Genomic DNA, 21,849 nt, shown 5'->3' on the forward strand with positions numbered 1-21,849 from the left:
TTGCAAACAGCCGGAGGCGCCAATGTCTGTTGATGTCGGGATCATCATGGGAAGCCAGTCAGACTGGCCGACGATGAAAGAAGCGGCCCTTGTGCTGGATCAGCTTGGCATCTCGTATGAGACAAAGATCGTCTCGGCCCACCGCACCCCGGATCGGCTGTGGGCCTATGGTAAAGCAGCGGCCGGTCGTTTGCAGGTGATCATCGCAGGCGCGGGTGGGGCTGCACATTTGCCCGGTATGATGGCCTCGAAAACCCGCGTGCCGGTGATCGGCGTGCCGGTGCAGACCAAGGCTTTGTCGGGCGTCGATAGCCTGTATTCCATCGTGCAGATGCCGAAGGGCTACCCGGTTGCCACCATGGCCATCGGTGCCGCTGGTGCCGCCAATGCGGGCCTGCTGGCAGCCGGGATTCTGGCGCTGCATGATCCGGCTTTGGCCGCACGGCTGGATGCATGGCGCGAGGCCCTGTCGGCCTCGATCCCTGAGGAGCCGAAAGATGAATAACCTACCCCTCGGCGCGACAATCGGTATTCTGGGCGGCGGTCAGTTGGGCCGGATGCTGTCGGTTGCGGCCTCACGCCTCGGCTATAAGACCCACATCTTTGAACCCAGCCAGAACCCGCCCGCCGCCGATGTCGCACATGCCGTCACCAGCGCCAGCTATGACGACATCGCCGCGTTGCAAAAATTCGCGGCCTCAGTCGATGTGATCACCTATGAGTTCGAGAACATCCCCACCGCCGCCCTTGACGCCTTAGAGGCCCTGCGCCCGATCCGCCCCAATCGCCGCGCCCTTGCGATCAGTCAGGATCGTATCCTAGAGAAAGACTTCCTCACCAGCCTCGGCCTGACCTGTGCCCCCTACGCTGCCGTGCAGACCCTGCCCGATCTGGAGGCCGCGATTGAAAAGATCGGTGTGCCTGCGATCTTGAAAACCACCCGGCTCGGCTATGACGGCAAGGGACAGGCGCGGATCAAGACCGCCTCGGATGCGGCCGAGGCGCATGCCAGCATGGCGGGGGCGGCTTGCGTGCTCGAAGGCTTCATCGACTTCAGCCACGAGGTTTCGGTGATCGCGGCGCGGGGGGTGGATGGCTCGGTTGCCTGCTACGATCCGGGCGAGAACGTGCATAAGGATGGCATCTTGGCCACCACCACCCTGCCCGCCAAATTGTCACCCTCGATGCGATCGGATGCGATCTTGCTGGCGGCGCGGATATTGAACGCGCTGGAGTATGTCGGTGTGATGGGGGTGGAGTTGTTTGTCACCCCAACCGGATTGATCGTGAATGAGGTAGCCCCACGGGTCCACAATTCGGGGCATTGGACGCAGAATGGCTGTGCTGTCGATCAGTTTGAGCAGCATATCCGGGCCGTGGCGGGGCTGCCGCTGGGTGATGGCGGGCGACATTCGGATGTGGTGATGGAGAACCTGATCGGTGACGATATGGATCGGTTGCCGGATCTTCTGAAAGAAAACGACTGCGCGGTGCATCTGTATGGCAAGGCCGAGGCAAGGCCGGGGCGGAAGATGGGGCATGTCAATCGGGTGATCCGAAAGGCCTAGTGTCCACGCGTGGACACAGCCGTCACTAGAGAGAAATCAAGGACTTAACAGGGTGTCATTCACACTTTGTTAAGCTTTGAGTATGGCTCAGGAACACACCACTGCGATCACCATAAACTTGCAGGTCGGCTTTTTCTTCACCGGCGCTACAACAGCGGGTTTTTTCTTGGTTGTGGTGGCCGCGGCTTTTTTGGTGGTTGATTTCTTCGTGGTGGCTTTCGGCGTGGTCTTCGTGGCCGATTTCACCGCTACGGCAGGCTTGTTGCAGGTCTTCTCCGGCTCGGCCAAAAGCGCGCGATAGACCGCTTCGCTCGGCTCCATCTCGCCGGGGGCGACCTTTTTCGCGTCATAATACGCCGCCATCGCGCGACGCGAGCCGTTGCCCCAATCGCCATCCACCGGCATGCCATAGCAGCCGATGCGGTCGAGTTCGGTTTGCACGCCCAAAGCCAAATTCTCGGGCAAAGGCGCATTCAGGCTGCGGGTGTCACTGTCCAATAAGGCCAGCTTATCATCGCCCACACCTTGGCCGATCACTGCGATGCCACCCGGAGGCGCAAGCGCGGTGGTTTGATCCGCCACCACGTCAAACGCGGGCAGCGCGTCTTCGGCGACGGGTGCAACCTCCGCCGGGGGCACGAAGAAGAACTGCTCACGCAACGAGGATTGCTCCCACGGGGTTTGCTTGCCACCCGTGGCGGTTTCCACATCATTGCGCACCGCGATCATCAGATCGGAAATATTCTGCCCCGGCTTGGCGATATGGGCCAGCAAGGCGGCGGTAAACGGGCTGTTCACCGCACCTTCGGTCTTGTCCCAAGCCACCTGCCCCGGTGCTGTGGCAAAGGCGACGAAGGTGCCAGCGCCGCCGTCAAACTGTGCCAGACCGCCCGCTTCTGCCGCGCCGCGCACGGCTTCGGGCAAGGGATTGTCGCGGCAGGCATCGACGAACAACAAAAGCTGATTAGTCTTTCCTTTCAAAGCCTTGGCGATGTCGTCCAACCGCCAGGTTTCGGTATCCAACGCCTTGGTATCCGCCAGTCGCGCATTAACCGGCACCAAATGGTTGACGCCGTCTTTCTGAAACGCATGGCCCGCGTAGAAGAACAAAACCGTATCGGCCTCATCGACCTGTGCCGCAAAAGTGCCGAGCACCGCCTGAAACACCGCAGGGCCGACATCGGTGAGCAAAGTCACCTCAAACCCTAGATTGCGCAAAGCATTTGAGACGCCTTGCGCATCCTCCACCGGGGTATTCAGACCCGGCAGCACGGTGTAAGCCTGATTGCCGACCACCAGCGCCAGCTTGCGGCCCGCAGCTTCCGCAGCCGCTGGCAATATGCCAAGCGCCAGGATGCCAAACAGGCAAAGCCGCAGAAAATGCCCGAGTCGATCAAACATCAGCACAACCCATTCTTCAAATGTGCCTGTAGTTTAGCCGAAAACCTGCTTTTCGCAAAGTCTTCTGTTCGGCCGCTGCGGTCTGGATTTTCTGCCCCTAAGACGGGTTGCGGTGATCTTGGCTCAAACGGCACGCCAAGCCCTGCGAGCAGTATGGGTCAGATAACACCAAACCGCGTTAAGCCTCGGGTGAGTCTGTATCGCAGCCGCCGCTGAGTTGCAGATCGCGCGCGTCGCGGGCCAAGGCCTCATATCGGATGCGGAACGCCTCCAGCGCCTTTTCGTCCAACTCTTCCAGATCGAGCAAAGCGTTATGCGCGCCGTTGGTGGCGCGGATCAGCTCATCCAGTTTCAGCTGAATGGCTTGGGTGTCGCGGTTCTGGGTATTCTGGATCAGGAACACCATCAGAAAGGTGATGATCGTGGTGCCGGTGTTGATCACCAGCTGCCACGTGTCGGAATAGCCGAACAACGGTCCGGTGATGATCCAGACGGCAATCACCCCGCAGGCCAGCATGAAGGTGCTGGGCCGTCCGCAGAACCGCGACACTGCCTTTGCAAGCCCGGCATATCCCAGCTTCGCCATCGGTTATTCCTTGTTGAAAGCGATGCGCAGCGCATCGGTGTAGCTGAGGTTATGATCAAAGCGCCCGGTGTCCAGAAAGATCAGGGTTTCGGCGATCACAACCGGATTCAGCATCATGAACGTGTGGGTTACGGGCAGTTCGATCTGATCACTCATCCCCGCGAGATGGGTGCTGGCGACCGAAACCTTGCCATCATCCGGGCCGGGAATCACCACCGAGGTGATCGGGTTCAAGGATTGCGTGCCCGCGATCACGCCCACGGGGTAATCCGGCTTTGGCAGCTCTTGCGGCACAGCGCCGGGGTCGGTGCCAAGTTGCAAGCCAGCGGGGCCGTTCATCCACTCAAACGCGCCGATCTCACCGAACGTATCGACCAGTTCTGAGCCGTGATTGGGTGGCCCGAGCATGACAACGCGGCCCATTTGGTCGGGCTTGTGGCTGGCCAGCCAGTAACGCGCAAGGATGCCGCCCATCGAATGGGTGACAAAATCGACCTTCGCACCTTGGGGGCATTGGGCGACGCGGCTGCCTACTCCGGCGGCGAGTTCGGCAATCGGGGCTGCGGTGGAGGGATAACTTTCGTTGATCACAAGGTGGCCCTTGGCCTCTAGTGCGGCCTGCATCGCGACCAATGAGGTTTCGGTGCGTGCAAGGCCGTGCAACAGGACAACACAATCGGCCAGAGCGGGGTCATTCTGTCCAAACGCCGCTAATAGGATAAAAACCATCGCTTTTCTCATGCAGGCATTAAAGCGCATCTTATGTGCAGGGCAAGCGGGGTTTGCGGCTTGTGTCCGCGCGGGTGGCTGGTAGAAATTGCGCGTCCGGGTCGTTCCGGGCATTCTCAGGGCGGGGTGAAAATCCCCACCGGCGGTATAGCCCGCGAGCGCCTTTGGCTTTGGTCTTTCGGGGCTTTGGCCTTGGGGTCAGCAGATCCGGTGTAACTCCGGGGCCGACGGTATAGTCCGGATGCAAGAGAATGCGCGCAGCCTCAACCGTTTTGCGGGGGGTGTTGGCGTGTCATGTCCCCCTGATTGATGTTGGTCTTGAAGGAGGACAGACATGAATCAGACGAATATTCCGCTGAAGGGCGCTGCCTTTATGGTGCTGGCGGGGATGGCCTTTGCGGCGGCCAATGCGATCACCTGGACCGTCACCTATAAGATGGGCTTCAAGCCGCAATCGGATGCGTTCTGGCAATATGCCATCGCGACGCTGTTCTCGTTGCCGTTCATCTGGCGACAGGGGCTGGCAAGTATGAAAACTGGACATCCCTGGCTGCATGGCTTGCGGATCGTGTTGTCGGTGCTGGGGGTGCAGGCATTCACCCAAGCTTTTGCGGCTGGCATGGCGCCCTGGCATGTGGTGGCCTTGGTGATGACCTCACCGTTTTTCGTAATGATCGGGGCGGCTTTGTTGCTGCGTGAGCGGGTGGCGGCAAACCGCTGGCTGGCGGCGTTGATCGGCTTTAGCGGTGCGATGATCCTGTTGCGACCATGGGAGGGCGCGTTGACCCTCGCCACGCTCTATCCCGTTGCCGCCGCGATCTGCTGGGGCGGGGCGTCGCTGATCACCAAGCGGCTGACCGCGACCGAGCCGCAAACCGCGATCACCCTATGGCTTTTGCTGTTGCTGACGCCGATCAATGGGTTGTTCTCGCTGCACGCAGGGTTTGAAATTCCAACCGGCAGCATCCTCGCGCTGCTGATCCTTGGCGGCGTGGTGATGTATGCCGCCCAGCATTTCCTGACCTTGGCTTACGCTGCCGCCGATGCGGGGTTTGTGCAACCGTTTGACGATCTGAAGCTGTTCTCCAACATCGCGGTCAGCTGGCTGGTGTTGGATTTCGCGCCGGAAGGTGCCTATTGGTTGGGCGTCGCCCTCATCCTTGCGGGCTCGATGTATCTGCTGTGGTCGGAACGGCAGGGGCAAAACCATCCCATTGCGGTATAGGCCCTTGACCTTGCGGCACGGGGGCTTCAGCCTAACGCCATGTCCAAACGCCCCACCCGCCTCGCCACCCGCGCGCTGATCTTGCATGAGGATCGGCTGCTCTTGGTCAACGCCTATCCCGGCGCGCGCTCTGATCTGTGGTGCGCGCCGGGCGGCGGCGTGGAATCCGGCACCTCGCTGCCCACCAATCTTGCCCGCGAAGTGCATGAAGAAACCGGACTTTCTGTCATCGTCGGCGCGCCTGCGCTGATCAATGAATTCCACGATCCGGTGTCAGGCTTTCATCAGGTCGATATCTTCTTCCGCTGCACCATCACCGCAGGCGCGATCAACGCCAGTTGGCGCGACCCCGAAGGCGTCGTCACCCAGCGGCGGTTTTTCAGCCGGGCTGAATTGGAATCAGGCCGCATCCGCTTCAAACCCGACAGCTTGATTGCCACCACATGGGGCGAGGGCATCCTCTATGACCCGCTGGAAGTCATCGTCAGATGAGCCGCTTGCATGAGTAGGGCTTTCGTCAAAGAAGGCGATGGCGACCTCGACCCCCTCCCCGATCTGCCGCTGTCGCCACATCCAAACTACGTCACCCCGCGCGGCCTTGCCGCTTTGCAATCGCGCCTGCGCGATTTGCAAACCACACTCGCCACCTTGAAATCCCGTTCCGAGCGCCTCGATAAACTCCCCGAAGCCGCCGCCGAGCGTGACATCCGCTACATCGAGGCCCGCCTGCGCACAGCTCTCTTGATTGACCCCACCACCCTGCCCCTCACCGAAGTCGCTTTCGGCTTGGCCGTCACCGTTGCAGACCACAACGGCCAGCAGACCACCTACGAGATTACCGGAGAGGATGAAGCTGACGCCCCGCTGCACCGCATCGCGCCACAATCGCCGCTCGCCCGCGCGTTGATCGGCGCACAGGTGGGGGATGAGGTCATATGGCGCAAACCCTCCGGCGCCGTCACTTTGGAAGTCCTGAGAATAAGCCATGCTGATCCGTGAGTTAGACCCAAGCCGCGACCTCGCCATCCTCACCACCCTGCAAACCGAGGCGCAAGATTACTGGCTGCTCGCCGACGGCCATTGCGACCCCGCGCAAAAGGCCGCCGCGTTTTTCACCGACACACCCCCGAACTGCGACCCAGCCCACAGTCATCGGCTTGGACTGTTCGATGACGGCCAACTCAGCGGAATAGCCGAACTGTCTTTCGGCTTCCCCAACCCCGGCGATGCCTATCTCGGCCTGATGCTGCTCGCCCCCCGCCTGCGTGGCAGCGGTTCCGGGCCAATCTTGCTGGCCGAGATTGAATCCCGCGCCCGCGCCGCCGGATCGCCAATCCTCTATCTCGCCGTGTTAGAGGCCAACCCACGCGGCCGCGCGTTCTGGCACCGCATGGGCTTCGCCCCCACGGGCGTCACCGGACATGACCCAGACACCGGCCACATTATGCACCGCTTGGCGAAACCTTTGCGCGCTTAACTCAGCGCATAGCTGAAATGCCCGGTCCACCAGCCATGATCGCTGGAGAACCGAGCCGCAAGTTTGGTCAGCCCGGCGATGATGCCAAGCGGCCCCAACACCAGTGCCGCGGTCTTCAGCCCGCCGGGTTCGTTCAATCTGGCAACTTGGGTTAAAATAACCCCCAGCAGCGCGGTGATCAGAACATCCAGCCCAAGATTCATCCAGACCAGCGTTTCGGGATCATACTCATCCGCCGTGATCATGATGGCATTGAACGCCCCGAACAGCAGCACAATGCTCATGCCTATCACCACATAGGCGTTGGTTTTTGCCTGTTTTGCAGGATCGGCCATGTCAAAACCTTTCAGGATTGGAATGGCGAAGTCTGGGCATAACACAGGCATTTTGGCAAAAGAAAAGGCGCGGCACCGCGCCCCTGCGCCCTCCATCCAGAGCGCCCTATACCGTCACCGCATCCCAGCCGCCCGTGGCAAGCGCCCACCGCGCGTAAGCGCTAAAAGGTCTTGCGGCGGCACGCCGCGCGATCAGATCATGCCTGTAACGACGGGCGGCGGCGAGGCCTTGACCAACCGCGTCACAACCCCGGAAAAGCCGCTGGATAGATCAGCCGGTCGGTCGGCACATCATCTCCCGGCCGCGCGATCAGGGTGTATTCCAACGGGTATTCCGAGATCAAAGCTGCCGCCCGCGCCTGCGAAAACCCGGCGCGCACGTAGAACGACGGCTTGCCGACCACGACCAAAGTGCTGGGAAAGTCCTTATCAGCCCATTTCGGGGAGGCCTTTACCCGCACCAGTTCCGGCAGCCAAGCCATCAAACGCGAACCTAAACGATACTGCCCCGTCAGGGCAGGCATCGGCGCAAGCGCGCCATCTTGCCATTCGGGCCGCACCGCCACCGGGGCCACGCAGCCCCAGCCTGCGGGGGCGGTCATCCGACTGATCGCGACATAAGCGCCGATTTTCCCCTGCCAATGCGAGACAAATTCCACCCACATCACGCCATCGCTGCGCAGCTTCCTCACCAGATCGGCTTCGTCCCCGGTCGGAAACGCCGCACGCAGCAGCGCGTCGACTTCCGCTTGCTCCTCCACCCGCATCTCTCTGACAGTATCCGGTCCGATCACCACAGCGGTCTCCAAAAGAAAAAGGGCGCCCCAACCGGAACGCCCTTTCCGTAACATGCCTGAATGGCGGATTAAATCATGCAAGCATGATTACATCATGCCGTCCATGCCGCCCATGCCGCCCATGCCGCCGCCCATGCCGCCGCCAGCGCCTTTAGGCTCCGGACGATCAGCAATCATAGCTTCGGTGGTGATCAGCAGCGATGCAACCGAAGCTGCATCTTCCAGCGCGGTGCGCACGACTTTCGCCGGGTCGATCACGCCGAATGCGAACATGTCGCCATATTCTTCGGTCTGTGCGTTGAAGCCGAAGGTCACGTCGGTCGACTCGCGCACCTTTCCAGCCACAACAGCGCCATCCACACCGGCGTTCTGTGCGATCTGACGCAGCGGAGCCTCCAGTGCTTTACGGACGATATTGATGCCGTTGGTCTGGTCCGGGTTCGCCCCAACCATACCTTCCAGCACTTTGCCGGCTTGGATCAACGCCACGCCACCGCCAACAACGATACCTTCTTGCACGGCCGCACGGGTCGCGTTCAAAGCGTCGTCAACGCGGTCTTTGCGCTCTTTGACTTCGATTTCGGTCATGCCGCCAACTTTGATGACAGCAACGCCGCCAGCCAGTTTCGCCACACGCTCTTGCAGTTTTTCACGGTCGTAGTCCGAAGTGGTTTCTTCGATCTGGGTGCGGATCTGCGAAACGCGGGCTTCGATCTCGGCCTTGACGCCAGCGCCATCAATGATGGTGGTGTTGTCTTTGGTGATCGAGACTTTCTTGGCTTTGCCGAGCATGTCGATGGTGACCGACTCCAGCTTCATGCCCAGATCTTCCGAGATCACCTGACCGCCGGTCAGAACTGCGATATCTTGCAGCATGGCTTTACGACGATCGCCGAAGCCCGGAGCTTTCACAGCCGCGATTTTCAGACCGCCGCGCAGTTTGTTGACCACGAGGGTCGCAAGCGCTTCGCCTTCAACATCTTCCGAGATGATCAGCAGCGGGCGCTGCGATTGGATCACGGCTTCCAGCAACGGCACCATCGGCTGCAGCGACGAGAGTTTTTTCTCGTGCAGCAGGATCAGCACGTCTTCCAGATCGACAATCATCTTGTCAGCATTGGTGACGAAGTAGGGCGACAGATAGCCACGGTCGAACTGCATGCCTTCGACAACGGTGGTTTCGGTTTCCAGACCCTTGTTTTCTTCAACAGTGATCACGCCTTCGTTGCCGACTTTCTGCATCGCGTCAGCAATTTGACGACCGATTTCAGCTTCGCCGTTGGCCGAGATGGTGCCAACTTGTGCCACTTCTGCGGTGTCTTTCACAGGGCGAGCAGCCGCTTTGATCGCAGCCACAACCTTGGTGGTTGCCATGTCGATGCCGCGCTTCAGATCCATCGGGTTCATGCCAGCAGCAACTGCTTTCATGCCTTCTTTGATGATCGCTTGCGCCAGAACGGTCGCGGTGGTGGTGCCGTCGCCAGCCTCATCATTGGTGCGGGAAGCGACTTCCTTCACCATTTGCGCGCCCATGTTCTCGAACTTGTCCGCCAGTTCGATTTCTTTGGCAACCGTCACACCGTCTTTGGTGATGCGCGGTGCGCCGAAAGATTTGTCGATCACAACGTTACGGCCTTTCGGGCCCAGCGTGACTTTGACAGCGTCAGCCAAGATGTTCACGCCGCGCAGCATGCGGTCGCGGGCATCGGACTCAAAACGTACGTCTTTTGCAGCCATGGTGCAAACTCCTCTAATCGGTTGGATTGGAAAGCGGGCTCAGGGCGAAGGCCCGAGCCCTATGCCTTAGGAAATGATCCCGAGGATATCGCTTTCTTTCATGATCAGCAGATCTTCGCCGTCAAGTTTCACTTCGGTGCCCGACCATTTGCCGAACAGAATCTTGTCGCCAGCCTTAACCGACGGTGCGATCAGCTCGCCACTGTCTTTGCGTGCGCCCGGACCTGCCGAGACGATCTCGCCCTCAGCCGGTTTTTCCTTGGCGCTATCTGGGATGATCAACCCGCCCTTGGTTTTGTCTTCGCCTTCGATGCGACGGACCAATACGCGGTCATGCAGCGGTGTGAATGCCATCTGGTTACACTCCCTTGAGTTTCCAGGTTTGAATGAGATTAGCACTCGTATTGCCTGAGTGCTAACGACGCTTGAGTTAGGCCCTCTGCCCCTTACAGTCAACACCCGCTTGCGCAAATTTTTTGCGACAGAGGCCAGATCGGCAGCCAAGTTCCGCCTTCGCTGCGTGGTTCGGGCTTGGCCTTACGCCTGCAAAATGCAACCCTTGTGCTACCTCCAAAAGCAGGACGCCATGCGCCAAATTTTATCTATAGTCATGGCCCTGTTGGCCTTTACCACGCCGGCCCTTGCCGAGTGCCAAGGCCGAAACCTGATTGCCGCCCTCTTGCCTGAGGCGCAAACCGCCCTGCGCGCCGAGGCCGCCAAGCAACCCTTCGCCATCGGCAATTTTTGGCTGGCGACCAAAGGGACCGAGGAAATCACCCTCGTTGGCACTTATCACTTCGACGATCCGCGCCATGCTTCTGCGCTGGCCGCGCTTGCGCCCGCATTGGCCAAGGCCAAGGTCTTGCTGGTGGAGGCTGGCCCGAAAGAGCAGGAATCGCTGAAAGCCCGCATGGCCGACGACCCATCCTTGATCGTCAATACCGATGGCCCCACCCTGCCCGAAGTGCTCTCGCCCGAAGACTGGCAACATCTGCGCGATGCGGCTTCGGCGCGCGGTGTGCCCAGCTTCATGATCGCGAAATTCCGCCCGTGGTATGTCTCGGTCCTGTTGGCGATGCCCCCGTGCAGCATGGACCTCGCCACGATGCCCGAGGGCTTAGACTCGCAAGTGATCGCAGCCGCCACCGCGCAAGGCCTGCCCGTTGAGGCGTTGGAGCCCTACGACACGCTGTTTTCGATTTTCGGCGATATGTCGCAACCCGAGCAACTCGACATGATCACCTCAGCCCTCGCGCTGGAAGACAAATCCGCCGATATGGCCGTCACCCTCGCCGACGCCTATTTCGCCGAAGAAGGTCGGCTGATCTGGGAGTTTTCCAAGCTGCAAACCCTGCAAATGCCCGGTTTCACCCCCGAACGGGTCGAGCGTGAATTTGCGGTGATGGAAAAGCTGATGATGAACGACCGCAACCAGTCCTGGATTCCGGTGATCGAAGCCGCGAGCGCCAAAGGCCCGGTGCTGGCGGCTTTCGGCGCGCTGCACCTGTCGGGCGATCAGGGCGTGCTGAAGTTGTTGCAGGACGATGGCTACACGATCACCCGGCTACCGCTTACTCCATAAAGGTCTGTTATGAAACGATTGCTGATGTTTGTGGTTGTCATAACGCTCGCCGTTCTCGGGACCGGTGGCTATCGCTATTACGCTTGGATCAACAACACCGCAGGTGCGCCTGATCCGTTTGATGAGGTGGGCATCGAGTTGCATCAGATGATGCCGGGTTTCGTGCAGGACTGGGGCTGCACCCGGTTGAAGGTCCATTTCGGCGATAAAACCCTGCCGCCCTATGGCTGCCAGTCGGAAATTGATCCGGGCAAGTGGCATTAACCTACCCTGCGTTTGCGGGGGGCCGCGACCTTGCGACCCCGTGACAATCCGCCCCCCTGCCCCTATAAGCCGGGCAAAATCCAATCGCGAAGGTTTGCCCCATGACCACTCTCGTTTTCGGCCACAAATCCCCCGACACCGATGCCACAATGTCGGCGATCATCTGGGCTTGGTATCTGACCCATGTCAAAGGCGGCGATGCCGAGCCACGCCTGCTGGGGACGCCGAACACCGAAGCCGCCTTCGTGCTGAAACACTGGGGCTTTGCGCAGCCTGAAATCATCCAAGATGTCGCCCCCGGTCAGCAAGTTGTGATCGTTGACACCAACAATCCGGCTGAACTGCCACCCTCGATCAACGAGGCCACCATCATGGCGATCATCGACCATCACATGCTGGTCGGCGGTTTGAAGTCCAAGACCCCGATCAATGTGGTGATGCGGCCCTTAGCCTGCACGGCCACTGTGATGCACGATATTATGGGCGCCGATCTGGCGAAATGCCCGCGTGAAATCAAAGGCGCGATGCTGTCCTGCATCTTGTCCGACACACTGGAATTCCGCTCTCCCACCACCACCCCGCATGATCGCGCCGTGGCCGAGGCTTTGGCGGCTGATCTGGGCGTGTCGATCCCGGAACTGGCAAGCGCGATGTTCGCCGCGAAATCCGACGTGTCGGCGTTTTCCGATGCGGCTTTGCTGCGGATGGACAGCAAGGAATACAATGTCGCCGGGCGCGAGCTGCGGATTTCGGTGCTGGAAACCACCTCACCCGCAACTGTGCTGGCCCGCAAGGCGGCGCTGATGGCCGCGATGCCCGGTGTCGCCGCCGAGGATGGGGCTGAGCAAGTGCTGCTGTTTGTCATCGACATTCTGCGCGAAGAAGCCACGTTGCTGGTGCCGAATGATCTGGTGAAGGCGCTGGCTGAGGCTTCCTTTGGCGTGATCGTGACGGGCGATACCGTGCTGATCCCCGGCCTGATGAGCCGCAAAAAGCAGATCATCCCGGCACTAAAGCTTTAAGTCGCAGCAATTTCCAAAGGGGCCGGAGCCGCTCCGGCCCTTTTGCGTTTGTGTTCAAGGTAGGCACAGACAAAGTACGCCCTCATCCCCGCGAAAAGGCCGCCCCATGACGCAGATCATCGCCAACCTTGCTCAAATTTCCGCCCGTTATGACGCGGTGTTTTGCGATCTGTGGGGCTGCCTGCACAACGGCGTCACCCCGTTCCCGGCAGCGGTGGCCGCCTTGCAAGCCTTCCGCGCCAAGGGTGGCCGGGTGATCTTGCTCACCAATGCGCCGCGCCCGAAATCCAGCATTGTCAAACAGTTGGATGAAATGTCCGTGCCGCGCGACGCTTGGGATGATGTGGTGACCTCGGGCGATGCCGCGCAATATGCCATGCTGACCGGGGCGGTAGGCCATAAAGTGCATTTCATCGGTGCGCCAAAGGATGAAGTTTTCTTCACCGATTTCGCCGAAGATCTGCAAGCGGTTGCCGCTGCCAATCCCCCGATAGAACGCGTGCCCACCAAAGACGCCGAGGGCCTTGTGGTGACGGGTCTGGTGGATGATCTGACCGAGACGCCCGACGACTACCGCACCACCCTGTTGCTGGCGAAAAACCTCGGCCTGCCCATGCTTTGCGCCAACCCAGACATCATCGTGCATTGGGGCGCCAAGCTTTTGTATTGCGCGGGCGCGCTGGCGAAAGAATATGAAGCGATGGGCGGCACGGCGCTCTATTTCGGCAAACCGCATCCGCCGATTTATGATCTGGCGCAGCGGCGCTTGCAGGTTTTGGGTGGCCCAGGAGACGCGCGTATCCTCTGCATTGGCGACGGCATCCACACCGATGTGCAGGGCGCGATTGGCGAAAGCCTTGATGCGCTTTTCGTCACCGGGGGCATCGCGCATGAAAGCTTCGGTGCAGATTCCAACAATCCGGACAAGGACTTGCTGGAAGATTGGCTAGAGGCGGGGATGCTGTCGCCCAGCTATAGCATTGGCCACCTGCGCTAGCGCAGCAACAAAATTACCCTAGAAGTCGTTTTTGCGCACAATTACTGCGCTTTAGATTTGCGCCGCACCGCAGCATCTGCTACGCTGCATCAGCACATCCAAGGGATTCGCATCATGCTGGATAACCAACCGCGCGGCACCATCTGCATCGAAGACCTTGAAATCGGCATGGTGCGCACGTTGCAAAAAACCATAACCGACCGTGATATCGAACTTTTTGCCGAGGTTTCCACCGATCATAACCCGGTGCATCTGGACGACTCCTACGCGCAGGACACAATTTTTCAGGGCCGCATCGCGCATGGCATGCTGACCGCCGGGCTGATTTCAGCGGTGATCGGAGAGCAACTTCCCGGCCATGGCACTGTTTATCTTGGACAATCTCTGAAATTCCTCGCCCCGGTCCGCCCCGGCGATACCGTTGAGGCGGTGGTGAAAGTGCTGGCCATCGACCATTCTCGCCGCCGCGTGACCCTTGAAACCCATTGCGCGGTGGGCAATACCGTGGTTCTGAAAGGCGAAGCGCTGGTTCTGGCGCCAAGCCGCAAGTTCGACTAGGGGCCTCTGCCGCCCCACCCTGGGATAAGATGCAAATAAACCAGCATTGGCAAGGGCTTGACCCTGACACACGCGGCGCTTCGGTGGCGATGGGCAACTTTGACGGCGTGCATCTGGGCCATCAATCGGTGATCGACCGCGCCCGTCCACATGGCCCCTTGGGTATCGTGGCGTTCGAGCCGCATCCCCGCGAATACTTTGCCCCCAACGCCCCGCCGTTTCGGTTGATGAACGCCGAAGCCCGCAGCAACCGCTTGGCCAAACTGGGGGTTAAGCAGTTGTTTCAACTGCCGTTTAACGCCCAAATGGCCAGCTTTACGCCGGATGATTTCGCGCGGCAGGTGCTGGCCGATGGCCTTGGCGTCGCTCATGTCGTCGTCGGGGCCGATTTCTGCTTTGGCAAAGGCCGCACTGGCAAGGCAGTTGATCTGCAAGCGCTTGGAAAACAATACGGATTCGGCGTCACCATCGCAGATCTGGTCAAAACCGCAGGCCGCGAGATTTCCTCCACCGCGATCCGCCAAGCCCTGACCGATGGCCGTCCCCGCGATGCGGCCTCGATGCTCGGACACTGGCACCGGATTGATGGCGAGGTGATCCACGGCGAAAAACGTGGGCGCGAATTGGGCTATCCGACGGCGAATATGTCGGTGCAGGGGCTACATCTGCCGAAACTTGGGGTTTATGCGGTGAAAGTTGACGTGCTGACCGGGCCGCAGATCGGCAGCTATCACGGGGCGGCCTCGCTTGGCGTGCGTCCGATGTTTGGCGAAAACACCCCGAATCTTGAGACCTATATCTTTGATTTCAAAGGTGATCTCTATGGCCAGCACGTCTCTATCGGCCTTGTCGATTACCTGCGGCCCGAGATGAAATTCGACGGGCTGCCCGGACTGATGGTGCAAATGGCCGCCGATGTCACCCAAGCGCGCACCATCCTCACCACACTCTAGCCCTTCCCTTTTCCGCGCGCCCACGTCATTTTGCTGCCATGACAAACCTGCGCCCGAAATTCTGGGAAACCGTTCCCCTCGCCAAAATGACCACTCCCGAATGGGAGGCGCTTTGTGATGGCTGCGGCAAATGCTGCCTGAACAAGATCGAATATGAAGACACCGGTGAGGTCGAATACACCCGCGTCGCCTGCCGCTTGCTGGATAATGAAACCTGCCGCTGCAGCAACTATGCGCGACGGTTTGAGTTTGTGCCGGAATGTATTCGCCTCAATCCCAAGACCTTGAAAAAGATCAGCTATTGGCTGCCCGCCACCTGCGCCTACAAGCTGTTGCAGCAGGGCAAAGCTTTGCCGGACTGGCACCCTTTGGTTACGGGTGACCCCGAGTCCACCCATACCTCTGGCCAATCGATGCGGGGTCAGACCGTCTCGGAAGTCACGGTCGATGAAGATGATTGGGACGATTATATCATTCAGGAAAATCTCTGATGTATTTCACTTCTGACAACGCCTCGGGCGCGCACCCCGAGATTCTGGCGGCGCTGACCCGCGCCAATGACGGCTTTGCCCGCAGCTATGGTACCGATGCGATCATGGACCGCGTCACGGCGCAGGTGCGCGAGGTGTTCCAGCATCCCGAGGCCGCGGTTTACCTTGTGACCACCGGAACCGTCGCCAATGCCCTGTCGCTGGCGATCTACACCAAGCCTTGGTCGGCGGTCTTTGCCCATACCGAGGCGCATATCGCCACCGACGAATGTGGCGCGCCAGAGTTTTACACCGATGGCGCGAAACTGATCGGCGTGCCCGGCGATCATGGCAAGATGACACCGGAAAGCCTTGCGCAAACCATTGGCCGGATTGGCGAAGTGGGCGTGCATGGCGTGCAGCGCGGCATGGTCTCGATCACCAATGTCACCGAGGCTGGCACGGTTTATACGCCTGCGGAGGTCGCCGCTTTGACCGCTGTGGCCAAGCAATGGGACCTGCCTTGCCATCTCGATGGCGCGCGCTTTGCCAATTCTTTGGCGGCGACCGGGGCCAGTGCGGCAGAAATGACATGGCAGGCGGGTATTGATGTGGTCTCATTTGGCGGCACCAAAAACGGCTGTCTCGGGGTTGAGGCGGTGGTGATGTTTGATCCCGAAAAGGCGTGGGAGTTCGAGTTGCGCCGCAAGCGGGCGGGACATTTGGTCTCAAAGCACCGCTTCCTGTCGGCACAGATGGAAGCCTATCTGACGGATGATCTGTGGTTGCGGCTGGCATCCCACGCCAATGCGATGGGCGCGCGATTGGCGCAGGGCGTCGCAGGCGCAGGTGCTACGCATCAGCATCCGGCGCAGGCCAATATGATGTTCCCGGAATGGGCGCTTGGCACCCATGCGCGACTGGAGGCTGCGGGGGCGGCCTATTACCAGATGCCTGCAAGCACGGGGATGGAGGCCGCGCGACTGGTCACATCATGGAACACCACCGAGGCGGACGTTGATCAGTTCTTGGCCGTTCTACGCGGCTAAGCAGCGTCCAGATGCGCCTGAACGCTTGCGGCGATGGCGGCGGCGTGGGTGATCGCCACCATATGCCCCGCCTTTTGCACAACCAACCGCGTGGCTTGTGGCAGGCGCAGCGCCAAGGCGCGATGCACCGCGTCGATGATAGCGGGGCTGTCAGCGCCCTCAATCAGCAGGACCGGGACATCAACGACTTCTAGCCCACCGGGGCGCAAGATGCCTGCGGCATCGTCAAGCAACGTCGGATTCTGCGCCACGATCAGATGGATACGATCCACCATGTAGGCGCGGGTGCGTTCCGGCAGATTGGACAAACAGTCGTCTGAGCCCCAATGACCGTGGAACAGTGCCGCTGCGGCTTCGCGGTCCCCGGCCTCGACCAGTTCGGCAAAGCCAAGGTGGTCGGCGCGGAAACGCTCATAGGCGGCGGCGGCGACGGCCTTGCTTGCGGCGAAGATCACCGGCTCGACCAGCGTCAGGCTGCGCACCAGATCAGGGCGCTCTACCGCGATGCGCAGGGCCACGGTGCCGCCAAAGCTGTGGCCGATCAGGTCAATCTTTGCACCCAGCCCTAGGCTTTCCGCCATTGCAACCGACTGCGCAGTGGCCAGTGCGTGCATATCAGTGCCCGGCAGCCAATCTGGCGCGCGGCCATGCCCCGGCGCGTCGGTGGCTGTAATCGTGACGCCATGCAAGGCCGCAGCCAGCCCCGACCACGCCCCGGCATGGGCAAGGCTGCAATGCAGCGCCAGTACCGGATGGGTGCCGCCGCGATGCCAGACACGATGCGGCGGCAAGGCGATTTGGTGCAGATCTTCAGGCATTAAGAACTTCCCAAGGTTACAGCTTACCAGACAGATAGAGGTCGAGGTCGTCCAAGCGGTCCTGACCCCAGAGCCGCTCCTCCCCAACCATATAGAACGGCACGCCGAATACACCGCGCGCCACCGCTTCTTCAAGGTTCGCCATATAGGTTTCCGCCGCCATCAGCATGTATTTGTCGGCGATCTTCGGATCAAAGCCGTGGGCGGCGAGGATTTCCTGCACCACCTCGTCCTCGGCAATGTTGCGGCCCTCGGCCCAGACCGCGCGCGGGAAGGCCTGCACCAAACCGCCCAGATCGCCACCGCCGACCTTGGCCGCCGCGATGATCGCATAAGACGCAGGCGCGGGGTTGACCGGGAAATGCGCGGGCTGCAAATCCAGCTTCAACCCCAGCCGCGCCGACCAGCGGCGGAGTTCCTGTATCCGGTAGGTTTTGCGGGAGTCGTGGCGATCCGCCAGCACCTGACCGCCGGTGCGCGGGAACAAAGCCGGGGCGTTGAGCGGAATATAACGGATGGTTGCGCCATGTTTGGCGGCAATAGCCTCCAGCCTGTCGCCTGCCAGATAGCAAAACGGCGAGATTGGCGCGAAGTAGTAGTCGATCTGCGGCATTTCATGCGCCCCCTAGGCTTCAAGGTTTGCAAGACCCTAGCTGGGTGATAAGCGGTGTCAACGATCCGAATCTGGCCCCCGGAGATCCCCATGCCCGCTATGACTGAGCCGAAACTGATTTCCGGCAACGCAAATCTATCACTCGCCAAATCCATCGCCCGTCGCATGTCGATGCATCGCGGCATGTCGGTCAATCTGGTCGATGCAAGGATTGAGCGCTTCAATGATCAAGAGATTTTCGTTGAGGTGTTCGAGAATGTGCGCGGCGAGGATATGTATATAATCCAGCCGACCTCGAACCCCGCCAATGACAACCTGATGGAGCTGTTGATCATGACCGACGCGCTGCGGCGCTCGTCGGCCAATCGGATTACCGCCGTGATCCCGTATTTCGGCTATGCAAGGCAAGACCGCCGCGCCAAGGCCCGCACCCCGATCACCGCCAAGCTGGTGGCCAATATGATCGCCGAGGCTGGGGTGGATCGAGTTTTGACGCTGGATCTGCATGCGGCGCAGATCCAAGGGTTTTTCGACATTCCGGTGGACAACCTTTATGCTTCGCCAGTTTTTGCTCTAGATATCGAGCATCACTTCAAAGGCCAGATGCAGGATCTGATGGTGGTCTCGCCGGATGTTGGCGGGGTGGCGCGGGCGCGGGAATTGGCGAAGCGGATCAACGCCCCCTTGGCCATCGTGGACAAGCGCCGCGAGAAGGCCGGTGAGATTGCTGAGATGATCGTGATCGGCTCGGTTGAGGGCAAGAAGTGTATCATCGTCGACGATATCTGCGACACTGCCGGGACTTTGTGTAAAGCGGCGGAAGTGTTGATGGAGAATGGCGCGACGGAAGTGCATTCATATATCACCCACGGCGTTCTCTCGGGGCCTGCGGTGGAGCGGGTTACCAATTCGGTGATGAAATCCTTGGTGATCACGGATTCGATCGAGCCGACCGAGGCGGTGAAGAACTGCCCGAACATTCGGATCGTGCCAACCGCACCGATTTTCGCGCAGGCGATTTTGAACATCTGGAACGGAACCAGCGTTTCGTCGCTGTTTGAGACGGATACACTGGTGCCGATTTATGAGGGCATGTATCAGCGGCCCTGATCATCCGAAGCCGAAAAAGGAAAGGTCCCAACTCGGGACCTTTTTTATTTGTTTTGTATCAATATGTTAGCGTGGCCGCTTTAACGAAATCTTTACGAATTCGCGACTTAAGCTCCGAGTTGCTCTTTTTGAAATACTCCCGCCGGAGGCTTCAACGCTCCAACCTCTCAATACAGCTGCCAGTCATCCTCACTCGCCGCCGAGCCCATGGCGATCCAGTCGGCGCGGACGCGGGCGACGCGGGTGTCGCCCCACGTGCGGAACACCAGATGGAAACCCGTCTCGGTTATATTCTCGGCGGTGATGTCGGCGCGGGACGTGTGTTTGTGATCAATGTCCCACATTGAGATTGAGGCCATCACGGTGGGCGCCTCGGTGAACGCCTCTTTGAACATCACCACATGACGGCTTTCGCGCGCGCCCTGCCCTGTCCACATCACACCGCCATCGGCAAAGTCTGAGAACAGGATGCGGCTGCCCTGTTGAATACCGATGGTGTTGGAGGTGATGCGTTTCATGCGTACTCGGATTCTATAACTGCAACGTAGCAATGAATTTCGGCGAAACTAGGTTAAATGCGGGTTAAAGCTGCAGCTATCGCAGGATTTTTGATGGGACTTCTGGCAGTTAAACCGCAAACCCGCCGAAATGAAAAGGCCCCGACAAAGCGGGGCCTGATCCATTCTGTCGCAGCAGGTTTAGAAACCTGCAGCGGCGCGCATCGCGACCAGATCGGCCATCGCCTTGTCGGCAGCGTCTTTGTCAACCGCAACGGCGGTGGCCTCAGAAGCATCCGCGATCAACTGATCCATCAGCGCAGCGTTCAACTCCTCAACCGGCACCGCACGTTCGGCCAGAACCGAAACGCTGGTGGCGCTGATTTCAGCAAAACCGCCGGTGACGACGAAGGATTTAGCGCCTTCAGCCGACACAACTTTCAACACGCCGGGGCGCAGGGTGGTGATGGTGGGGGCATGCCCCTCCATCGCCGTCAGGTCGCCATCGGCGCCCGGGATTTGCACTTCGGATGCCACAACCGAGGCCAGACGGCGCTCGGGCGACACGAGGTCAAATTGCAGCGTTCCAGCCATGATGCCCCCTTAGGCCGCAGCCGCAGCAAGACGCTGTGCTTTGGCTTTCACGTCTTCAATGCCGCCAACCATGTAGAAGGCTGCTTCTGGCAGGTGATCGTATTCGCCAGCCACAACTGCTTTGAACGAAGCAATGGTGACATCCAGCGGAACCTGCACACCGTCAGAACCGGTGAACACCTTCGCCACGTCGAACGGCTGCGACAGGAAGCGTTGGATCTTCCGGGCGCGCGACACGGTGAGTTTGTCTTCTTCGGAAAGTTCGTCCATGCCAAGGATGGCGATGATGTCTTGCAGCGATTTGTAGCGTTGCAGAACACCTTGGACCGAACGGGCCACCAAGTAGTGCTCCTCACCGATCACAGCCGGGTCCAGAAGACGCGAGGTCGAGTCCAGCGGGTCCACAGCCGGGTAGATGCCGAGTTCCGAGATCGCGCGCGACAGAACCGTGGTTGCGTCCAAGTGGGCGAACGAGGTTGCCGGAGCAGGGTCGGTCAAGTCATCGGCAGGAACATAAATAGCCTGCACCGAGGTGATCGAACCGGCTTTGGTCGAGGTGATCCGCTCTTGCAGAGCGCCCATGTCGGTCGCCAGCGTCGGCTGGTAGCCCACGGCGGACGGGATACGACCCAAGAGAGCCGACACTTCCGAACCCGCTTGGGTAAAGCGGAAGATGTTGTCGACGAAGAACAGAACGTCAGTACCGGACTGGTCGCGGAACTGTTCTGCCAAGGTCAGACCCGACAGAGCCACGCGCAGACGTGCGCCCGGTGGTTCGTTCATCTGGCCGTATACAAGCGCCACTTTCGATTTGGTCATGTCTTCGAGGTTGATAACCCCGGATTCGATCATCTCGTGGTAAAGGTCGTTGCCTTCACGGGTACGTTCGCCAACGCCTGCGAACACCGAGAAACCCGAGTGAACTTTGGCGATGTTGTTGATCAATTCCATGATCAGAACGGTTTTGCCCACGCCAGCGCCGCCGAACAGACCGATTTTGCCGCCTTTAGCATAGGGGGCCAACAGGTCGATGACCTTAATGCCGGTGACCAGCACTTTGGATTCGGTGGCTTGCTCGGCGAAGGACGGAGCCTTCTGGTGGATCGAGCGGTATTCAGTCGCCACAACCGGGCCTTTTTCGTCCACCGGCTCGCCGATGACGTTCAGGATGCGCCCCAAAGTTGCGTCGCCAACCGGAACTTGGATCGGAGCACCGGTGTCGGACACAGGCGCGCCGCGCACGAGGCCTTCGGTTGCGTCCATAGCGATGGTGCGGACGGTGTTTTCGCCAAGATGCTGGGCCACTTCGAGGACCAGTTTCTTGCCGTTGTTGTCAGTGATCAGCGCGTTCAGAATTGCGGGAAGATCGCCCGTGAACTGCACGTCAACCACGGCGCCGATGATTTGCGTCACCTTGCCTGCCGCGGCAGCTGCTTTCGGTGCTTTTGCCATGTTGTTTCTCCGGTT

27 protein-coding genes and 1 riboswitch are annotated in these 21,849 nt (G+C 59.9%); of the genes, 15 read left to right on the forward strand and 12 right to left on the reverse strand.

The window, feature by feature from the left end:
* Window positions 1-22 precede the first annotated feature (22 nt).
* Both purE and ACS5RD_RS20285 read left to right on the forward strand, forming a co-directional pair.
* Window positions 23-505, forward strand: coding sequence for a 5-(carboxyamino)imidazole ribonucleotide mutase (purE, locus tag ACS5RD_RS20280; RefSeq protein WP_054007005.1), 483 nt, complete (start codon window positions 23-25; stop codon window positions 503-505).
* Window positions 498-1,568 (forward strand): 5-(carboxyamino)imidazole ribonucleotide synthase, encoded by a 1,071-nt coding sequence (locus ACS5RD_RS20285; protein ID WP_489928881.1) that lies wholly within the window; start codon window positions 498-500, stop codon window positions 1,566-1,568. Before purE ends, ACS5RD_RS20285 begins: the two co-directional genes overlap by 8 nt.
* 87 nt (window positions 1,569-1,655) lie before the next feature.
* Here the strand turns inward: ACS5RD_RS20285 and ACS5RD_RS20290 are convergent, their stop codons facing one another.
* The 3 genes from ACS5RD_RS20290 to ACS5RD_RS20300 all read right to left on the reverse strand — a co-directional run bounded on the left by ACS5RD_RS20290 (window position 1,656) and on the right by ACS5RD_RS20300 (window position 4,284).
* Window positions 1,656-2,969: a caspase family protein gene (locus tag ACS5RD_RS20290; RefSeq protein ID WP_489928882.1), complete on the reverse strand. Its 1,314-nt coding sequence runs from the start codon at window positions 2,967-2,969 to the stop codon at window positions 1,656-1,658.
* A gap of 178 nt (window positions 2,970-3,147) precedes the next feature.
* On the reverse strand, window positions 3,148-3,555 hold the full coding sequence (locus ACS5RD_RS20295; RefSeq protein ID WP_489928883.1) for a low affinity iron permease family protein: 408 nt from the start codon (window positions 3,553-3,555) through the stop codon (window positions 3,148-3,150).
* Window positions 3,556-3,558: 3 nt separating this feature from the next.
* Window positions 3,559-4,284: an esterase/lipase family protein gene (locus tag ACS5RD_RS20300; RefSeq protein ID WP_082351649.1), complete on the reverse strand. Its 726-nt coding sequence runs from the start codon at window positions 4,282-4,284 to the stop codon at window positions 3,559-3,561.
* Between the two features lie 108 nt (window positions 4,285-4,392).
* A riboswitch (FMN riboswitch) is annotated at window positions 4,393-4,541 on the forward strand.
* A 77-nt stretch (window positions 4,542-4,618) separates the two neighbouring features.
* Here ACS5RD_RS20300 and ACS5RD_RS20305 point away from each other — a divergent pair.
* Genes ACS5RD_RS20305 through ACS5RD_RS20320 form a run of 4 tightly spaced genes read left to right on the forward strand, consistent with a single transcriptional unit; the run spans window position 4,619 to window position 6,986 of the window.
* Complete coding sequence (locus ACS5RD_RS20305) at window positions 4,619-5,509, forward strand: DMT family transporter (protein ID WP_489928884.1); 891 nt, start codon at window positions 4,619-4,621, stop codon at window positions 5,507-5,509.
* Between the two features lie 39 nt (window positions 5,510-5,548).
* Window positions 5,549-6,001 carry an NUDIX domain-containing protein gene (locus tag ACS5RD_RS20310; RefSeq protein ID WP_054007000.1) on the forward strand — a complete coding sequence of 151 codons (453 nt, stop codon included), beginning with the start codon at window positions 5,549-5,551 and terminating at the stop codon, window positions 5,999-6,001.
* Between the two features lie 9 nt (window positions 6,002-6,010).
* On the forward strand, window positions 6,011-6,508 hold the full coding sequence (locus ACS5RD_RS20315) for a GreA/GreB family elongation factor (protein ID WP_489928885.1): 498 nt from the start codon (window positions 6,011-6,013) through the stop codon (window positions 6,506-6,508).
* Window positions 6,495-6,986 (forward strand): GNAT family N-acetyltransferase, encoded by a 492-nt coding sequence (locus ACS5RD_RS20320; RefSeq protein ID WP_489928886.1) that lies wholly within the window; start codon window positions 6,495-6,497, stop codon window positions 6,984-6,986. Before ACS5RD_RS20315 ends, ACS5RD_RS20320 begins: the two co-directional genes overlap by 14 nt.
* On the opposite strand, the gene ACS5RD_RS20325 is transcribed toward ACS5RD_RS20320, so the two are convergent.
* The 4 genes from ACS5RD_RS20325 to ACS5RD_RS20340 all read right to left on the reverse strand — a co-directional run bounded on the left by ACS5RD_RS20325 (window position 6,983) and on the right by ACS5RD_RS20340 (window position 10,209).
* Window positions 6,983-7,321, reverse strand: a complete 339-nt coding sequence (locus tag ACS5RD_RS20325; protein ID WP_489928887.1) for a hypothetical protein — start codon at window positions 7,319-7,321, stop codon at window positions 6,983-6,985. The two genes, ACS5RD_RS20320 and ACS5RD_RS20325, sit on opposite strands and share 4 nt — an antisense overlap.
* Window positions 7,322-7,563: 242 nt before the next feature.
* Entirely contained in the window at window positions 7,564-8,118 is a 555-nt protein-coding gene (locus ACS5RD_RS20330; RefSeq protein WP_489928888.1) for a GNAT family N-acetyltransferase, read from the reverse strand.
* A gap of 87 nt (window positions 8,119-8,205) precedes the next feature.
* On the reverse strand, window positions 8,206-9,855 hold the full coding sequence (groL, locus tag ACS5RD_RS20335) for a chaperonin GroEL (protein ID WP_489928889.1): 1,650 nt from the start codon (window positions 9,853-9,855) through the stop codon (window positions 8,206-8,208).
* A 66-nt stretch (window positions 9,856-9,921) separates the two neighbouring features.
* The gene (locus tag ACS5RD_RS20340) at window positions 9,922-10,209 is read right to left on the reverse strand and encodes a co-chaperone GroES (protein WP_054006994.1); all 288 of its coding nucleotides are present in this window, start codon (window positions 10,207-10,209) and stop codon (window positions 9,922-9,924) included.
* Window positions 10,210-10,441: 232 nt separating this feature from the next.
* Here ACS5RD_RS20340 and ACS5RD_RS20345 point away from each other — a divergent pair, with 232 nt between their 5' ends.
* The 8 genes from ACS5RD_RS20345 to ACS5RD_RS20380 all read left to right on the forward strand — a co-directional run bounded on the left by ACS5RD_RS20345 (window position 10,442) and on the right by ACS5RD_RS20380 (window position 16,750).
* On the forward strand, window positions 10,442-11,437 hold the full coding sequence (locus ACS5RD_RS20345; protein ID WP_489928890.1) for a TraB/GumN family protein: 996 nt from the start codon (window positions 10,442-10,444) through the stop codon (window positions 11,435-11,437).
* Between the two features lie 9 nt (window positions 11,438-11,446).
* Complete coding sequence (locus tag ACS5RD_RS20350; protein WP_489928891.1) at window positions 11,447-11,701, forward strand: hypothetical protein; 255 nt, start codon at window positions 11,447-11,449, stop codon at window positions 11,699-11,701.
* Window positions 11,702-11,802: 101 nt separating this feature from the next.
* A complete protein-coding gene (locus tag ACS5RD_RS20355; protein ID WP_489928892.1) occupies window positions 11,803-12,723 on the forward strand; it encodes a manganese-dependent inorganic pyrophosphatase in 921 nt (306 codons plus the stop codon).
* Window positions 12,724-12,829: 106 nt separating this feature from the next.
* Window positions 12,830-13,720 carry a TIGR01459 family HAD-type hydrolase gene (locus ACS5RD_RS20360; RefSeq protein ID WP_489928893.1) on the forward strand — a complete coding sequence of 297 codons (891 nt, stop codon included), beginning with the start codon at window positions 12,830-12,832 and terminating at the stop codon, window positions 13,718-13,720.
* 114 nt (window positions 13,721-13,834) lie between these two features.
* A complete protein-coding gene (locus ACS5RD_RS20365) occupies window positions 13,835-14,278 on the forward strand; it encodes a MaoC family dehydratase (RefSeq protein WP_054006990.1) in 444 nt (147 codons plus the stop codon).
* 29 nt (window positions 14,279-14,307) lie between these two features.
* Complete coding sequence (locus ACS5RD_RS20370) at window positions 14,308-15,231, forward strand: bifunctional riboflavin kinase/FAD synthetase (protein ID WP_489928894.1); 924 nt, start codon at window positions 14,308-14,310, stop codon at window positions 15,229-15,231.
* 38 nt (window positions 15,232-15,269) lie between these two features.
* Window positions 15,270-15,722, forward strand: a complete 453-nt coding sequence (locus ACS5RD_RS20375) for a YcgN family cysteine cluster protein (protein WP_489928895.1) — start codon at window positions 15,270-15,272, stop codon at window positions 15,720-15,722.
* Window positions 15,722-16,750, forward strand: a complete 1,029-nt coding sequence (locus ACS5RD_RS20380) for a threonine aldolase family protein (protein WP_489928896.1) — start codon at window positions 15,722-15,724, stop codon at window positions 16,748-16,750. The genes ACS5RD_RS20375 and ACS5RD_RS20380 overlap by 1 nt, the downstream gene beginning before the upstream one ends.
* Here the strand turns inward: ACS5RD_RS20380 and ACS5RD_RS20385 are convergent.
* Both ACS5RD_RS20385 and ACS5RD_RS20390 read right to left on the reverse strand, forming a co-directional pair.
* The gene (locus ACS5RD_RS20385) at window positions 16,747-17,568 is read right to left on the reverse strand and encodes an alpha/beta fold hydrolase (protein ID WP_489928897.1); all 822 of its coding nucleotides are present in this window, start codon (window positions 17,566-17,568) and stop codon (window positions 16,747-16,749) included. The two genes, ACS5RD_RS20380 and ACS5RD_RS20385, sit on opposite strands and share 4 nt — an antisense overlap.
* A gap of 16 nt (window positions 17,569-17,584) precedes the next feature.
* Window positions 17,585-18,181, reverse strand: coding sequence for a 2-hydroxychromene-2-carboxylate isomerase (locus ACS5RD_RS20390; protein WP_054006985.1), 597 nt, complete (start codon window positions 18,179-18,181; stop codon window positions 17,585-17,587).
* Between the two features lie 90 nt (window positions 18,182-18,271).
* Here ACS5RD_RS20390 and ACS5RD_RS20395 point away from each other — a divergent pair, with 90 nt between their 5' ends.
* Window positions 18,272-19,291 (forward strand): ribose-phosphate pyrophosphokinase, encoded by a 1,020-nt coding sequence (locus tag ACS5RD_RS20395; protein ID WP_054006984.1) that lies wholly within the window; start codon window positions 18,272-18,274, stop codon window positions 19,289-19,291.
* Window positions 19,292-19,458: 167 nt separating this feature from the next.
* Here ACS5RD_RS20395 and ACS5RD_RS20400 read toward each other — a convergent pair whose 3' ends face one another.
* From ACS5RD_RS20400 to atpD, 3 genes are all read right to left on the reverse strand, one after another.
* Window positions 19,459-19,809 (reverse strand): H-type lectin domain-containing protein, encoded by a 351-nt coding sequence (locus ACS5RD_RS20400; protein ID WP_489928898.1) that lies wholly within the window; start codon window positions 19,807-19,809, stop codon window positions 19,459-19,461.
* A gap of 180 nt (window positions 19,810-19,989) precedes the next feature.
* Window positions 19,990-20,382, reverse strand: a complete 393-nt coding sequence (locus ACS5RD_RS20405) for a F0F1 ATP synthase subunit epsilon (protein WP_489928899.1) — start codon at window positions 20,380-20,382, stop codon at window positions 19,990-19,992.
* A 9-nt stretch (window positions 20,383-20,391) separates the two neighbouring features.
* A complete protein-coding gene (gene atpD, locus ACS5RD_RS20410) occupies window positions 20,392-21,834 on the reverse strand; it encodes a F0F1 ATP synthase subunit beta (RefSeq protein ID WP_489928900.1) in 1,443 nt (480 codons plus the stop codon).
* Window positions 21,835-21,849 lie beyond the last annotated feature (15 nt).

The sequence above is a fragment of the Cypionkella sp. PAMC25878 genome, from assembly GCF_058135695.1.